This is a genomic window from Thioalkalivibrio thiocyanodenitrificans ARhD 1 (genome assembly GCF_000378965.1).
GTDB classification, from domain to species: domain Bacteria; phylum Pseudomonadota; class Gammaproteobacteria; order Ectothiorhodospirales; family Ectothiorhodospiraceae; genus Thioalkalivibrio_A; species Thioalkalivibrio_A thiocyanodenitrificans.
The window spans coordinates 1,771,084-1,785,281 of record NZ_KB900536.1 but is presented as its reverse complement, the minus strand read 5'-3'; the positions used below and the strand labels follow the sequence as shown (position 1 = coordinate 1,785,281).

Genomic DNA, 14,198 nt, shown 5'->3' with positions numbered 1-14,198 from the left:
TTTCAGATCCCCGCAATAGCGCAAAGGCAAGGCCCGCAGCCATGCTGACATGCAGGATATTTGCGGGACATGGCACTATGAGGTTTCGCGCAGGGCGCCCAGGGGGTTTGCGGGGTCCACGTTATCCTTGAAGGGAAGGCGCCGATCTATGTGGGTGAGCTGATAGACTATGCCCACCCAGTTGTTGATCACCGCCTCGGCGCTGTCGTGCCAGGTGTTGTCGAGGCTGGAGGCGATCAGGGCCTCGGGCAGCTCGGGTACCGGGGCGCGCCGGGCCAGCGCCGCTTCCACGCGCTCCCGATGCTCATCCAGGATGGCCTGGGTGCGGAGCGTGAAATAGTGCTCCGGGAAGGGCGGGTAGACGTCGATGGCCCCCGCCGCGAAGCGCCTGACCTCCCGCTTGTATTCCTTGAGCAGGGAGATGATGTCGTACTCCGGGTGCCCCTGGAAGAACACAAGACGCAGGCCGTCCTCGCTCACGGCAAGATGCGGTCCCGCGACCTCGCTTTCCGCCAGCACCTTGAGTCCCTGGCCCTCGAACTGGCTGCGATGGATCTGGTTGAAGCGCGAGTGGGGCACGTCGAAGCGGGTGTTCACGCCGGACACCAGCGGATGACGGCGGTCCAGCACCCGGTGCGGATAGACCCCCCAGCGCTTGAAGCCCAGCGGCTGGCGCTTCTGGCTGTAGCGGAACTGCATGACCGCATGGGTGGCCAGGCAGGAGCACAGGGTCGAGGTGACATTCTCGCAGGCCCAGTCGATCACCTGGATCAGCGGCTCCCAGAAGGGCTCCAGGGACAGATCGCTCTCGGTGACGTTGGCGCCGGTGATGATGAGCGCATCGAGGCCGTCGCGCTTGATCTGGTCGAAGGTCTCGTAATAGCGCGCCACGTGGGCGCGCCCTTCCTCGCCGCGGGGCAGCGCATCCAGGGTGAACGGGTGCATGTAGAACTGGGCTATCTGGTTGCTCTGGCCAACCAGCCGGAAAAACTGGCGCTCCGTGGCCCGCAGCGCCGCGTCGGGCATCATGTTCAGCAGGCCGACGTGCAGCTCGCGGATCTCCTGCTGCAGCGCCAGGTTTCCGGAAAGTACGGTCTCCCCCTCCTCGGCGAGGCGTGCGAAGGTGGGCAGATCTGAATGGGCGACGAGAGGCATTTTTGAAGTGGGAAGTCTGAATTGGGAAGTGGGAATGGTATTGATTCTAATCTTTTCGTTCCGACTTCCCAATTCCCACTTCGTACTTATCTCTCCAAGGCGTCTTCCACCAGCACCAGGAAGTCCTCCTCGGTGTGCACCTTCGCCAGTTCATCCGTGGTGACGGTGTAGCCGTATTCCCGGGCGATGGCCTCGTAGCGGGGGATGCGGGACCGGAACAGGCGCGGGAACATCCAGCGCACGAAGTCGTCCGGGTCGATCTGCGCCACGTACTCGATGCCGTAGGTCTGCTTGTAGTCGCGCAGCTGCGAATCCAGGAAGTCCTCCCGGTAGTAGAGCGGCTTGGGGCTCGATTCGGCGCGCTGGATCAGCGCCTGCTCATCGGCCTCGCTGGCCTTGATATAGAGCATCAGCGTGTGGTCGGCCAGCATTTGCAGGGTGTCCGGATCGTCCAGTTCACATACGCTGCCGCCCACGTCGTTCACGAAATGCTCATAGCCGTAGATCGTGCGTGCCTTGCCGATGAATTCCGGCACGTCGCGCATGGCCGCCACTTCGGCGGCGTGATGCAGTGCCTGACGGCGCTTGAACTCCGTCAGCGGCAGGCCCCCGGCTTCGGGATTGCCCAACTTGCCCAGGAAGCTGGATACCGGCTGAAGGTTGTCGACGGTGATGTTGTTGAGAATGTAGATGGAGTCCGAACGCAGCAACTCCTTCAGGAAGGGAACCTGCATGGCCTGGTGCTTGATGTTGTCCAGGATGGGCTCGTCGAGGTACCGGGTACCGATGCGGTAATCCCCGGAGTAGTGGAACCAGTGCCTGCGGCGAAGCAGGTTGGCGAGGCGGGTCTTGCCCACGCCGGACATGCCCATCAGGGTGATGCTCTTGTGCGGCCAGTCGCGGAATTCCTGGCGGGTGAGTTTCACGTCGCACTCCGGATGATTGAAACGGATTTGTATTGTAAGAGATTGTCAGTGGTCAGTCGTCAATCGTCAGTTGTAAAGGCAGGGTCTGCTTACAACTGACCACTGACAACGGACAATCTCTCAATCAGTATGTCCTGGTAGTTGCGGATTCGCCTGACGTACTCGACCGGCTCGCTGCCCCGCGCATAGCCGTAGCGCAGACGGCGGTGGTAGCGGGGCTGGGCGAGCAGGGGCAGCACTTCGCGCAACTCCACCCAGGTGTCCGGGTCGTGCCCGAGTTCCCGGGCGAGTCCGCGCGCATCGAACACATGGCCCATGCCCACGTTGTAGGCTGCCAGTGCGATCCAGGTGCGGTCCGGTTCCTGAATGGAATCGGGGAGGCGTTCGCGTAGCGCCGCCAGGTAGCGGGCGCCGCCCCGGATGCTCTGGGCCGGATCCAGGCGGTCATTGACGTTCAACTCACCGGCGGTGAGTTGTGTGAGCATCATCATGCCGCGCACGCCGGTGGGGCTGCGTGCCGTCGGGTCCCAGTGCGACTCCTGGTAGGCCTGTGCGGCCAGCAGGGTCCAGTCGAGATCATGCGTGCCGGCGGCCTCCTCAAAGAGCGGGCGGAACCGGGGCAGCAGGGAGTCGATGCGCCGGCGGAAGCGGGCCAGATCCACGTAGTCGAAGATCTCCACGTGCCCATAGTAGCGGCCCTGCAGGATGGCCAGAAGCCCGTTGTCCTCCAGGCCCGCGAACCAGTGGTTGAGTTCGCGCTGCAGACCCCGCGAGTCCGGCGGCAGCATCCAGGCCAGTGATTCCTCTTCGGTCAGCGGCATGATGACCTTCAATTCGGGAAAATAGCGACGGTTGACAGCCACGATGTTGGAGTCCGCCACCGCGCAATCCACCTCGCGCCGCCACACCTTTTCCAGGATCTGTTCCGTGGTCAGATCGGCACGGGCCTCCCAGGTGAGCCCGGGCACCTGCGCGCGCAGTTCCTCAAGGCGCTCCACGTAGCTGCTGGAGGCGGTGACCATGATCTGCACATCGGCCAGGTCCTCCGGGGATTCCGGACTGGCGCCCCCCCGGCGGCATATCAACTGCTGCTGGACCAGGAAGTAGCCGGGGCCGAAGGTGAAGCGCCCGTCGCGGCCGGGGGTGTGGGTCAGCCCGGCGGCGGCCAGGTCCCCCTTGCCCTCGTCCAGGGCCCGGACCACGTCGTCGACGCTGTCCAGCAGCACGAAACGGGCCCGTACACCAAGATGGTCGGCAAAGGCGCTCGCCAGGTCGTACTCGAAGCCGGCCTCGCCGTCGCGCCCGAAGAAATAGGTGGTCGGCGCGTTGCGGGTAAGTACAATCAGTTCACCGCGTTCGGCGATGGCTTCCATCTCTGCAGAGGGCGCCGGTTCACCACAGGCCGCAAGCCCCAGGCACAGCGCCAGGCCCGGTGCGAGTCGCGTCGTCAACGTATCCGGCATGATGCAATTCCCGTTTCTGCTTGTTATCCGGTCGCCGGATGCATCCGGGCCGATCGGGCTGCGGGGCGATGAAACTGCAAGGGATTATTGACTATTATGCGTGGAAAACGGTACCGGCCGACACCCAGGGTGATCCGCAGCCTGTGAACGACTCATTCGCCAACTCAAGTGTGCGCATGCATCGCTTCCTGCTGTGGTTCCGGGATCCGGGGATGGAACGCGACTATCAGATCGAAACCGCCGTCATCCAGCGGGACCAGGCGCGGGCCGCCCTGGTGGTGGGCGTTGTGCTCTACGGAGTCCACGGCTGGATGGATATGTGGCTGCAGGGCGATCACCAGCCTCACTTCTGGTATGTCCGCGCCCTGGTCATGGCTGCCGGGTTGGCCGCGCTGCTGTCTACCTTCCGCGCGTCCTTCGTGCAGGCGGGCAGGCGAATCCTGACCTGGACCGCCCTGGTGCCCGGCATCGGCCTGGTTGTCATGATGGCATCCCTGTCCGGGTCGTCGTTCATGGAGTACCTGGCGGGCCTGATGCTGGTCACGATATGGACTTTCCTGTTCATCGGCCTGTCCTTCATTCGTGCGCTGGCCGTGAATTCACTGGTGCTCGCTGTTTTCAACGGGCTGTTCATCGCCGGTCTTCAGCCCATGGGCGAATCCGTGGCCAGGTACAATTTCTACCTGCTCTCCACCGTGCTGATCTGCGGCATTTCCGCCTACGCGCTGGAGCGCCAGCGCCGGCAGCTGTATCTTCGCCGCAAGGAGTTGGAGACCGAACGCAACCGGCATCGGGACCAGGCTCTGCATGACCACCTGACCAATCTGCCCAACCGCTACCAGATGGAACAGCGGCTGGACCAGGCCATGGCCCGGGCACGCCGGCACGGACTGCTCGGGGCTGGGCTTTTCATCGATCTGGACAACTTCAAACCGGTCAACGACCTCCACGGTCATGAAGCGGGTGACCGCGTGCTGCGCCAGGTAGCACGGCGCCTGCAGGCCTGTGTGCGCGAAAGCGACACCGTTGCCCGCATGGGCGGGGACGAGTTCTTCGTGCTGCTCGAGGACCTCAGCAGTGCCGAGCGGATTCGCGAAGTGGCACTGCGCATCATCGAGGTCCTGTCCACCCCGATCCCCATCGACGCGTCCCGGCCGGACGGCGCCCGTGCCCTGCTGGGGGCGAGCATCGGCGTGTGCGAGTTCCCGGCACTGGCCGATACGCCCGAAGAGGCGATCAATCATGCAGACCGGGCCATGTACGAGGTCAAGCGTGCGGGCCGCAACGGCTACTCCTTCTACGGGCCCTCGGGCCCCGGCAAGGTGATTCACCCGCACGTGGTTGCGGTGGAGAACATCCCCATGGCGTAGAATGACCGGTTCGTTCATACCCATTGTCCGTTCATGCCCCTGTTGACCCTGCGCGATGTGGTCCTGAGTTACGGCGACGCGCCGTTGCTGGATCGCGTGAATCTGTCCATCGAGAGCGGTGAGCGCCTGTGCCTGGTGGGGCGCAATGGCGCAGGCAAGTCCACCCTGATGCGGGTACTGGCCGGCGAGGTTCATGCGGACGGCGGCGAGCTGGTGCATGCGGACGGTCTGCGGGTGGCCATGCTTGAGCAGGCGGTGCCCGCAGGGACCCGGGGCAGCGTGTTCGACGTGGTGGCCGAAGGCCTGGGCGCCACGGGAGAGCGGGTGCGGCGCTATCACCGGGCGGTGCATGTGCTTGCCGAACGGCCGGACGATGCCGGCGCCATGGTGGAACTTGAACGTGCCCAGCAGTCGCTGGAGGCCGACGAAGGATGGAGCCTGGAACAGCGGGTGGAGACGGTGATCTCGCGGCTCGACCTGCCCGCCGACGCGGACTTCCGCGCCCTCTCCGGCGGGCTCAAGCGCCGCGTGCTGCTGGCCCGGGCCCTGGTCACCGAGCCGGACCTGTTGCTGCTGGACGAACCCACCAACCATCTGGACATCGAGGCCATCGACTGGCTGGAGTCGTTTCTCCTGGGGTTCGGTGGCGCATTGCTGTTCATCACCCACGACCGCGCCTTTCTGAGGCGTCTGGCCACGCGCATCATCGAACTGGATCGCGGGCAGTTGACCGACTGGCCCGGAGACTATGACGCCTACGTGCGCCGCAAGGCCGAGGCCCTCGAGGCCGAGGAGCGTGCCAACGCGCTGTTTGACAGGAAACTGGCCCAGGAAGAGGCCTGGATCCGCCAGGGCATCAAGGCCCGCCGGACCCGCAACGAGGGGCGGGTGCGCGCGCTCAAGGCCCTGCGGGCAGAGCGGGCCGGGCGCCGCGTCCGCGCGGGCACCGCGCGTTTGGACATCCAGGCCGCCGAACGCTCCGGGCGCCTGGTGATCGAGGCAGAGGACGTGGGCTTTCAATACGACGGCCAGCCGGTGATCCGGGCGTTCTCCACTCTCATCCTGCGCGGTGACAAGGTGGGCATCGTGGGTCCCAACGGCGCCGGGAAGACGACCCTGTTGCGTCTGTTGCTTGGCCAGCTCCAGCCCGGCAGCGGCCGCGTGCGGCTGGGCACGAACCTGGAGGTCGCCTACTTCGACCAGCACCGGGCGGCCCTCGACGAGGACGCCAGCGTCTTCGACAACGTGGGCGAGGGCCGCGACCGGCTGGAGGTCGGGGGGGAGTCCCGCCATGTCATCTCCTACCTGCAGGACTTCCTGTTCGAACCGGCCCGAGCGCGCCAGCCGGTGAAGGCCCTGTCGGGCGGCGAACGCAATCGCCTGCTCCTCGCAAAGCTGTTCACCCGTCCCGCCAACCTGCTGGTGCTGGACGAACCCACGAATGATCTGGACACGGAGACCCTGGAACTGCTGGAAGAGCGCCTGGTGGAGTTTCCCGGCACGGTGCTGGTGGTGAGTCACGACCGGGCCTTCCTGGACAACGTGGCCACGAGCATCATCGCGTTTGAGGGGCCCGGGCAGGTCAATGAGTATGTGGGCGGATATTCGGACTGGCAGCGCCAGCGCGCGGTCGCGGCGCAGCCCGCGCCGGCGGCTGTTCCCGCATCCCGGCCCGCACCGGCGAAGCCGGCAAGAGAGAGGAAGCTCAGCTACAAGGATCAGCGGGAGCTGGAGATGCTGCCCGGACGTATCGAGGCCCTGGAGGCTGAGCAGGCAGCCCTCACCGCGACATTGGGGGACCCCGCGTTGTACCGGCAGCAGCCGGAGAGGATCGCGGAGGCCCAGGGCAGGCTGGCCGAGATCGAGGCCGAACTGGGGCAGTGCTATGCGCGCTGGGAGAAGCTGGAAGGATGAGAAGGGTGTGGGTCGGGGTTCAAGGTTCAAAGTTCAAAGTTCAAAGTTCAAAGTTCAAAGTTCAAAGTTCAAAGTTCAAAGTTCAACAAGATGATGCCATTCACCCTTTGAACCTTGAACCTTGAACTTTGAACTTTGAACCCGGCTTGTCGATCTGCGCCCGCGGAGCCCGGGAGATGTCTGTACATGGAACCATAGGAGGAAACCCGATGAGACGGTTTGCAACTTTAATTGCCGGAGCAGCCCTGGCCGCGGCATCCGCCGCGCTCTCCGCCAACGACGTGATCTCCGTGAAGCGCATGACCATGGAACTGGCCCGCGACATGGCCCAGGCCTCCGTGGAGGCCTGCCGCGCGGAGGGATACCAGGTGACTGCCGTGGTGGTGGATCGCAGCGGCGATGTCCAGGCGGTATTGCGCGATGTCCTGGCTCCACGGTTCACCTACCAGATTGCCCGGGACAAGGCCGCCGCGGTGATTCTCTCCGGCGTGAAGTCATCGGACTTTCGCGCAAACCGCGACGATATCCGCATGGAGATGAATCACGTGGATGGGATCCTGGTGCTGGAGGGCGGGGCGCCCATCGAAGCGGCTGGCTCCCTGGTGGGTGCCGTGGGCGTCTCCGGGGCGCCGGGAGGCCATCTGGACGAGATCTGCGCGCTGAAGGCGATCGAGACGGTTCAGGAACGTCTGGATTTCGCCATGTAGGGCGGGCACGGCGCCAACCCGCATCTCTCCCCCTCGTCCCGGGCGCCTGCGTCCCGCCACAGCGAACAGATCGGCGCCCGAGCCGGATGACCTGACTATCGGTCCGCCGGCACGAGCCGGTCGCCACAGACCCGACACTGATAGCTCCGCCTGCCGTGGATGGCATGCTTGTGTTGGCGAGGTCCCAGGGCGTGAATGCGGCAGCTGCAGCGGTAGAGATGACGATTCAGGGTTCGGGCCAGGATCTCCGGTGGCGTGCGGTGGGTGACCTGCGCTCTGCAGCCCAGTTTTTCCATGACCATGCGCCACTCCCGCCCGTGCGGCCGCAGGCCTCGACCGAAACACCGATAAACCACCGAATGGGCCACTTCGTGCGCGACCGTGTCGGGCATGTGCTGCTCGGGTGCGGCGGCAAACAGGCGCTCGTTGAAATGCAGGCTCTCGCTGCCGTTGCGCAGGCGCCACTGGCCCGCCGCAAGGCCGCGCAGGGTGAAACGCACGGGCACGGTGTCGCCGCTGCAATCGAAGTGTTGAGCAGCGATCCGGTAAAGATCGCCGACGAGTCTTACAATCTCCAGGCGCTTCACGGCATCAAGTCCGTCCGACTTGTCGTGGCGAGGTCCGGCATCAGGTTCCTGTGCGCGTTTCATCGCAACCTTTCACCAGGATCCGGTCCGGCACCCGCGCGGTATTTCCGTCTGCCGGGAATCATGATCATGTTTGTAATATGTGAATGAGTTGTTTGATGCAATGTGATCATTCAGCCTGGAGTTTTTATATATAATCCTGCTCGTCACGTAACTTGTTTTATTTTTCAAAAGGGGTTTTCCCAATGGCAAAACGCAAGTCGCTCGAGAATCTGTCTTCCGAGGAACTGTACCAGATCGCCCGTCAGCGGGAGGAGGAGGAACGGCTCCGCGAGGAAGAGGCGCGCCGCGAGCAGCTCCAGGCCCTTCGGGAAGAGCGCCGCGCCCTGGTTGCGCGTCAGCGCTCTGAGCTGGCGGCCCTGGATCGGCAGATCCGTGCCCTTGGCGGTCGTGCCGGCCGCGGCCGCGGTCGTGGCGGCTCGGGCCTGAGCCAGGTGGTGCTGGATGCGGTGACGGCGGCCGGCAAGATCAGCACGGCGGAGCTGCGCGAGCAGCTTGAGGGCCGCGGCGTGAACGTCAGGAACCTCGGCCAGACGCTGGCGTATCTGAAGCGCACCGGCCGGCTCAAGTCCCGTGGGCGGGGGGTATACGCGGCCGCGTAACGTGCGGCCGGTTTTGCAGGCCGAGCGGGTCCGGATCCCGGAGTGGCGTCATCCGTCGCCGGCCGGTGTCCGCCCGGCCGCCCGGATTGCCCGGGCCGCCTCCGGTGACAGCAGGACGGCGTTCAGGGTGCTGCCGTAGAGCCGACCCTCCCGTTTGAGTTGTGCAATGCGTCCGGCATCATGCCGGGCATCCAGCACCACGAACTCCCGTCCTTCCCGCCATTGCCCGCGCAGGGCCTTGAAGCGCCTGAACGCGTGCCCCTTGGGCGTGCCCTCCAGTTCGTCCAGCTCCCGGAAGGTATGCCACACGGTTTCTCCCCCGCATCCGGCCATCACTGTTCCTCATCCGGCGACACCCGCACGGCCAGCACATCACAGGGGGCATGGTTGAACAGGGAACGGGCGGTCGAGCCCAGCAGGCGCCCCAGTCCGGTGCGTGACGAGGACCCGAGCACGATCAGATCGGCGGACAGCTGCTCGGCAATCCGGGTGATCTCCAGGTGCGGGACGCCCGTCACCACCTCGCGGGGCAGCCGGGCTTCATCCGTATGGGTCAGCAGGCGCTCCAGCCGCGATCGCGCGTCCTGCAGCGCGGCGTCCGGATCCATGTCATAACCGGGCAGCGACCCCAGTCCGTAGTCCAGGTCCGGCAATGGCCGTTGCTCCACCACATGCAGCAGGGTCATCCGGCCACCGGCCTGTGCGGCAAGGGCCGCTGCGCGTGAAAGCACCTGTCCCGATACCGGTGACAGATCGAGGCACACGAGCAACTGGCGGTAGACGGGCATCATCGCGCATGACCCTCCGGATTCAGGCAATCATGGAGAGTGTACACGCAGGGCCCGCCTTCGGGCGGGTTGAGCGATTCAGCTTGTGGTGGTGGTAATTTTGTCATAAGCTCAAGCCGTTACGTCTAATTTCTGCTATCAAGGCTAGGTTTCTAGCGTAAGGGCATGAATAATAAAGCAGAAAATCTGGCTTGTTCAGGGGAGGGGGAGCGGCGGCGTCGGGACCGACGATGCCAGGATCTGGAGCCCCGTTTCCCGTGTTTTGATTTCGAGGGACGCCTGATCCATGAGGATCGGCGCCGCATACCCGATCGCCGCTTATACATCCATGTGGAGTGGATCAGCGCCGAGTAACTCCCCAGCCTTTCCGCCTGTCGGCCATGCGGGCCCCCTTGTCGTCCGAAGTCTGATTTCGCCGCAACCCTCAGTTCATTACCGCCTATATTCACTGGTTAGCCAACGAAGCGCTGAATCGAGATTCGCGTTTCCGCGAGGCCACGGAAGACCCGCCGAAGATCACGCATTCGCGCCCTCTATCGAATTGACTGCGCCGGGATTTGTGCCGGGCGTGGCGTGTGCCCATACCCCGGGGCGAACCTGCTCATGACTGCCGACATGCTGGACGGACCGCTTTCCATTCATGCGCATGGACCCCATGGCTCCGGTGCCGGCGATGCCCCGGCCCCGCCGCGGCCGCGCGCGCGTACCTTGCTCGTGGTGGACGATCAGGAGGTCAACCGCCGCATTCTTGCTCGGCACCTGGAGTTGCTCGGACATCGGGTCATCACGGCCGAGAGCGGGCCGCAGGCGCTGGAGCGCGTCCGGGAACACAGGGTGGACGGGGTGGTCCTGGACGTTGTGATGCAGGGCATGGACGGTTTCGAGGTTTGCCGGCGCCTGAAAGCGGATCCCGCCACGTGGTCGATCACCGTGGTCATGGTCACGGTGTTGAATAATCAGGCCGATCGGGTGCGGGCCATGGAGGCGGGTGCCGACGAGTTTCTGTCCAAGCCCGTGTATCCCGAGGAGTTGAGCGCGCGCATCCGCTCCCTGATGCGCTGGCGTGAGGCCCGGGAGGCGTTGGAGGAGGCGCGCCTTGCTCAGGTGCGGAGATTGTTCAGCCGCTACCTGTGTCCTGAACTGGTGGAAGATCTGCTCGCATCCAGCGACGGGCGGGCGGCGGATCTGCTGAACCGGTCCGAGCGCCGCGAAGCGGTGGTCATGTTCGCGGATCTGCGCGGGTTCACCTGTCTCGCCGAGCAGCTGGAAGCGGACCGGGTGGTGGAACTGCTCAATGGCTTCTTTGCCATGGCCATCGGGGTGGCCCATGCCCATCAGGGCACCGTGTTCAGTATGGCGGGCGACGGCCTTCTGGTGGGATTCGGGGTTCCCCTGGCGCAGCCGGATGCCGCGGATCGCGCCTTCGACTGCGCGTGCGGGATGCACCGGGGCTTCCGCGACCTGCGGGATCAGTGGCAGGCCGAGTGGCAGGTGGAGAGCGGCCTCGGCATCGGCATCAACCGCGGGGAGGTGGTGGTCGGCAACGTGGGCTCCGAGGCGTTCATGAGTTACACGGTAGTGGGTGATCCGGTCAACGTGGCCGACCGCCTGCAGGAACAGGCGGGGCGAGGCGAAATCCTGTTGTCCGACCGGGTGCACGAGGCGCTGGCGCCGGAGCGGGCCTCTGCCTGTGAACGTCTCGACAACCCGTTGTTTTTAAAAGGCAGGACACGCCCCTTGCCGGTCTTTCGCTGGCAGTGCGGGGAGGCGGCCGTTCCGGACGCCTGACGGACACCCGCCCGCCTGTCTGGTATCCGGTGGCGCGAGTGGCTAGACTGGCCCTCTGTGGTCAATCAGCCGGGCGCTGTGATCCCGGCGGTGTGCCTCAGAATCAGAAGAAAGAGTCCAAAAACAGAGTTGAGGTCAAGTTCAATGTCTACCGGTATCGTCAAGTGGTTCAACGAGTCCAAGGGGTTCGGGTTCATCGCGCCTGAAGAAGGCGGCGCGGATGTGTTCGTGCACTATTCCGCCATCAATGCAGAGGGCTTCAAGACCCTGGCCGAGGGGCAGCGCGTCAGCTTCCAGGTGCAGCAGGGCCCGAAGGGCCTGCAGGCCGTGGACGTGGTCCCCCAGGGCTGAATCGGCCCGCTGCCCGCATATCTCACCACCGTTCGTAGCGAGGGCGTCGGGATGCCGCTGTGACGGGGCGCGCGGACCGGAAGACGGCGCCAGCGTAGCCGACACTACGTCAAGCCGCCTGGAGGGGCGAGGCGGAACCGAAGGTCCGGTGGACCTTCGCAGTCCGCCGAGCGGGCGTGCAGGACGCACGCCCTGGACTGCCAGCGGAGCAGGGACTGCGCAGCGCAGCAGACGCCTCGTCACAGCGAGCATATCGGCGGCCGCAGTGGAAGGGGGGTGAGGTATGCGGGCTAGCAGGCTGTTGAAAAAGTCTGCTAGGTCCGGGCTATCGAAAACCCCGCCTCAAGGCGGGGTTTCTTTTGCCGGGGCGAGGGAGGAGCGGCGCCTTCAGTGCCCGTGGCCACCCGGGCCGTGAACGTGGCCGTGATCCAGTTCCTCGGCGGTGGCCTCGCGCACGTCGCGTACGGTGACATCAAAATTGAGCGTGACACCCGCCAGCGGATGGTTGGCGTCTATGGTGACCACATCTCCGTCGAGGTTCGTGATAGTGACCACCTGGATGTTGGTGCCGTCGGCGTTACCGGCGTGAAACTGCATGCCCACCTGAAGCTCGTCCACGCCCTGGAACTGGCTGCGGTCCAGGGTCTGGGTCAGGTTGTCGTCACGTTCACCGTAAGCCTTTTCCGGCGGCACGGTCACTTGCACGCTGTCGCCGGTCTGGTGCCCCTCCAGCGCCTGTTCCAGGCCCGGGATGATGTTGTTGGCGCCATGGAGATAGGCGAAGGTGCTGGTTTCATCGGAACGGTCGATGACCTCGCCCTGGCCATTGGTGAGCACGTAGTCGAGGCTCACGACCTTGTTCTTGCTGATCTGCATGGGGGGAGTGCTCCGCGGGGGCAATGAATGAGCGGGCAGTTTAACCCGCGTGGCACCATGCGTCACCCGGCCCCCTGATCCAGTACCAGCCGGCCTTCCCGGACCCGGAGCCGGATGTCTCCGCCGAGCCAGGCCCGGATGGCGTCACCGGCCAGCCGCGCCCGCCAGCCGTGCAGCAGATCCGACTCCCGGTCCCCGCAGACCACGGCCTCCACGTCGCGCCGGGCGGCGATCGCGGCGGGGCTGATCTCGTTGCTTCTGGCCTGGTGGCGCAGGATGCCCATGGCCACATCCACCAGGGCCTCCTGCTCCGGCTCCAGCGTCCGACGATCAGGCAGTCTGGGCCAGTCTCCCCGGGGAAGGCCGGCGCCTTCCCTGATCAGTGACAACAGGTCGTTGCCCAGGCGGCCGAGCGTGCGTTCGTCCAGCCCCCGCACCTTGCCCAGGGCGCGCATGTCGCCCGGCTGGCGGCGCGCCAGTTCCAGCAGCACGTCATCCTGCAACACCCATCGGCGGGGCAGGTCGCGGCTCATTGCCTGCCGTTCGCGCCAGGCCGCGAGATGCCGGAGCACCGCCAGTTGCTGAGGTTTGAGATGCTGATAGCCCTTGACGCGCAGCCAGGCCGCGTCCGGGTCGGGCCGATAACGATCCGGTTCGCCGAGCGCCCGAAAGTCCTCCTCGAGCCAGGCGAGCCGCCCCAGGTCCCGGAGGGTGCGCACCATGATCGGATAGGCCTCGGCCAGGTAGCGCACGTCGTCGGCGGCATAGGTCAGCTGCTCGGGCTCGAGCGGCCGCAAGGACCAGTCGGTGCGCGCATGTCCCTTTTCCAGGCTGCGGCCCAGCACCGCTTCCACCAGCCGGGCGTAGCCGATCTGGTCGCCGTAGCCCAGCAGACTCGCGGCCACCTGGGTATCGAATACCGGCACCGGCACCTGCCCGGTCTCCTGGAGCAGAATCTCGAGATCCTGGTGGGCGGCATGCACCACCTTGGTCACCGAGGGGTCGTGGAGCAACTCCGCCAGGGGGCCGAGATCCGGCAGGGCCATGGGGTCGATGCAGGCGAGGGCGGTGTCGGTGGCCAGTTGGATCAGGCAAAGCCGGGGGTAGTACGTCTTTTCGCGAATGAACTCGGTGTCCAGGGCGACCCACCCGGCATCGGCGATCTCGTGGCAGAAGGCCTCCAGGTCAGGAGCCGTGTCGATGAAGCGGATCTCACCGGTCACCGTCAGTGATCCCGGCGTCGGTTGTTCTGGAAGGCTTCCAGCTGGTCGGCGCTCGCCTCCCGCTGATAGCGGGATTTCCACTCGGAATAAGGCATGCCGTAGACGATCTCGCGGGCCGTTTCGTAATCGACGCTCTCTCCGCGCTCCCCGGCGGCGGCACTGTACCACTTGGACAGGCAGTTGCGGCAGAAGCCGGCCAGGTTCATCAGGTCGATGTTCTGGACATCCTTGCGGCTGTCCAGGTGCTCGAGCAGGCGGCGGAAGGCGGCCGCCTCGATCTCGGTACGGGTCTTGTCGTCCATAGGGCGACTCCTCGGGGGATTTGATGTTGTCGGGTGAACCCGATCGGCCGGGTCGCGATGGCCACATTATACGCACGAGCCAATGC

The 14,198-nt window shown here is 65.2% G+C and carries 15 protein-coding genes; 6 read left to right on the top strand and 9 right to left on the bottom strand.

The window, feature by feature from the left end; all coding sequences use genetic code 11:
* Positions 1–75 precede the first annotated feature (75 nt).
* The 3 genes from metA to mltF form a co-directional block, all read right to left on the bottom strand.
* Positions 76–1,155 carry a homoserine O-succinyltransferase MetA gene (gene metA / locus THITHI_RS0108370; RefSeq protein ID WP_018232631.1) on the bottom strand — a complete coding sequence of 360 codons (1,080 nt, stop codon included), beginning with the start codon at positions 1,153–1,155 and terminating at the stop codon, positions 76–78.
* Positions 1,156–1,241: 86 nt separating this feature from the next.
* Entirely contained in the window at positions 1,242–2,081 is an 840-nt protein-coding gene (locus THITHI_RS0108365) for a hypothetical protein (RefSeq protein WP_018232630.1), read from the bottom strand.
* An 89-nt stretch (positions 2,082–2,170) separates the two neighbouring features.
* On the bottom strand, positions 2,171–3,544 hold the full coding sequence (gene mltF / locus THITHI_RS0108360; protein WP_018232629.1) for a membrane-bound lytic murein transglycosylase MltF: 1,374 nt from the start codon (positions 3,542–3,544) through the stop codon (positions 2,171–2,173).
* 143 nt (positions 3,545–3,687) lie between these two features.
* Between mltF and THITHI_RS0108355 the strand changes: the two genes are divergently transcribed.
* The 3 genes from THITHI_RS0108355 to THITHI_RS0108345 all read left to right on the top strand — a co-directional run bounded on the left by THITHI_RS0108355 (position 3,688) and on the right by THITHI_RS0108345 (position 7,535).
* Entirely contained in the window at positions 3,688–4,914 is a 1,227-nt protein-coding gene (locus tag THITHI_RS0108355) for a GGDEF domain-containing protein (RefSeq protein WP_232199403.1), read from the top strand.
* Between the two features lie 33 nt (positions 4,915–4,947).
* On the top strand, positions 4,948–6,828 hold the full coding sequence (abc-f, locus tag THITHI_RS0108350) for a ribosomal protection-like ABC-F family protein (RefSeq protein ID WP_018232627.1): 1,881 nt from the start codon (positions 4,948–4,950) through the stop codon (positions 6,826–6,828).
* A 209-nt stretch (positions 6,829–7,037) separates the two neighbouring features.
* Positions 7,038–7,535 (top strand): GlcG/HbpS family heme-binding protein, encoded by a 498-nt coding sequence (locus tag THITHI_RS0108345; protein ID WP_018232626.1) that lies wholly within the window; start codon positions 7,038–7,040, stop codon positions 7,533–7,535.
* 95 nt (positions 7,536–7,630) lie between these two features.
* On the opposite strand, the gene THITHI_RS18710 is transcribed toward THITHI_RS0108345, so the two are convergent.
* Positions 7,631–8,185, bottom strand: coding sequence for a SprT-like domain-containing protein (locus THITHI_RS18710; protein WP_018232625.1), 555 nt, complete (start codon positions 8,183–8,185; stop codon positions 7,631–7,633).
* A gap of 182 nt (positions 8,186–8,367) precedes the next feature.
* Here THITHI_RS18710 and THITHI_RS0108335 point away from each other — a divergent pair, with 182 nt between their 5' ends.
* A complete protein-coding gene (locus tag THITHI_RS0108335; protein WP_018232624.1) occupies positions 8,368–8,784 on the top strand; it encodes a hypothetical protein in 417 nt (138 codons plus the stop codon).
* A 48-nt stretch (positions 8,785–8,832) separates the two neighbouring features.
* Here THITHI_RS0108335 and THITHI_RS0108330 read toward each other — a convergent pair whose 3' ends face one another.
* Complete coding sequence (locus THITHI_RS0108330) at positions 8,833–9,093, bottom strand: hypothetical protein (protein WP_232199402.1); 261 nt, start codon at positions 9,091–9,093, stop codon at positions 8,833–8,835.
* A gap of 23 nt (positions 9,094–9,116) precedes the next feature.
* Complete coding sequence (locus THITHI_RS0108325; protein WP_018232622.1) at positions 9,117–9,575, bottom strand: universal stress protein; 459 nt, start codon at positions 9,573–9,575, stop codon at positions 9,117–9,119.
* A gap of 600 nt (positions 9,576–10,175) precedes the next feature.
* Between THITHI_RS0108325 and THITHI_RS0108320 the strand changes: the two genes are divergently transcribed.
* Positions 10,176–11,360 carry an adenylate/guanylate cyclase domain-containing protein gene (locus tag THITHI_RS0108320; RefSeq protein WP_232199401.1) on the top strand — a complete coding sequence of 395 codons (1,185 nt, stop codon included), beginning with the start codon at positions 10,176–10,178 and terminating at the stop codon, positions 11,358–11,360.
* A 144-nt stretch (positions 11,361–11,504) separates the two neighbouring features.
* On the top strand, positions 11,505–11,711 hold the full coding sequence (locus THITHI_RS0108315) for a cold-shock protein (protein WP_018232620.1): 207 nt from the start codon (positions 11,505–11,507) through the stop codon (positions 11,709–11,711).
* Positions 11,712–12,098: 387 nt separating this feature from the next.
* Here the strand turns inward: THITHI_RS0108315 and THITHI_RS0108310 are convergent, their stop codons facing one another.
* From THITHI_RS0108310 to THITHI_RS21015, 3 genes are all read right to left on the bottom strand, one after another.
* On the bottom strand, positions 12,099–12,587 hold the full coding sequence (locus THITHI_RS0108310) for an FKBP-type peptidyl-prolyl cis-trans isomerase (protein WP_018232619.1): 489 nt from the start codon (positions 12,585–12,587) through the stop codon (positions 12,099–12,101).
* Between the two features lie 62 nt (positions 12,588–12,649).
* Positions 12,650–13,810, bottom strand: a complete 1,161-nt coding sequence (gene rnd, locus THITHI_RS0108305) for a ribonuclease D (RefSeq protein WP_018232618.1) — start codon at positions 13,808–13,810, stop codon at positions 12,650–12,652.
* 2 nt (positions 13,811–13,812) lie between these two features.
* Positions 13,813–14,112, bottom strand: a complete 300-nt coding sequence (locus THITHI_RS21015; protein ID WP_018232617.1) for a DUF1244 domain-containing protein — start codon at positions 14,110–14,112, stop codon at positions 13,813–13,815.
* Positions 14,113–14,198: the final 86 nt, after the last annotated feature.

Bases quoted from the DNA above. Each gene is read 5' to 3' on its own strand.
- metA (WP_018232631.1), bottom strand. From the start codon at position 1,155: ATGCCTCTCGTCGCCCATTCAGATCTGCCCACCTTCGCACGCCTCGCC.
- mltF (WP_018232629.1), bottom strand. From the start codon at position 3,544: ATGCCGGATACGTTGACGACGCGACTCGCACCGGGCCTGGCGCTGTGC.
- abc-f (WP_018232627.1), top strand. From the start codon at position 4,948: ATGCCCCTGTTGACCCTGCGCGATGTGGTCCTGAGTTACGGCGACGCG.
- THITHI_RS0108345 (WP_018232626.1), top strand. From the start codon at position 7,038: ATGAGACGGTTTGCAACTTTAATTGCCGGAGCAGCCCTGGCCGCGGCA.
- THITHI_RS18710 (WP_018232625.1), bottom strand. From the start codon at position 8,185: ATGAAACGCGCACAGGAACCTGATGCCGGACCTCGCCACGACAAGTCG.
- THITHI_RS0108335 (WP_018232624.1), top strand. From the start codon at position 8,368: ATGGCAAAACGCAAGTCGCTCGAGAATCTGTCTTCCGAGGAACTGTAC.
- THITHI_RS0108325 (WP_018232622.1), bottom strand. From the start codon at position 9,575: ATGATGCCCGTCTACCGCCAGTTGCTCGTGTGCCTCGATCTGTCACCG.
- THITHI_RS0108320 (WP_232199401.1), top strand. From the start codon at position 10,176: ATGACTGCCGACATGCTGGACGGACCGCTTTCCATTCATGCGCATGGA.
- THITHI_RS0108315 (WP_018232620.1), top strand. From the start codon at position 11,505: ATGTCTACCGGTATCGTCAAGTGGTTCAACGAGTCCAAGGGGTTCGGG.
- THITHI_RS0108310 (WP_018232619.1), bottom strand. From the start codon at position 12,587: ATGCAGATCAGCAAGAACAAGGTCGTGAGCCTCGACTACGTGCTCACC.
- THITHI_RS21015 (WP_018232617.1), bottom strand. From the start codon at position 14,112: ATGGACGACAAGACCCGTACCGAGATCGAGGCGGCCGCCTTCCGCCGC.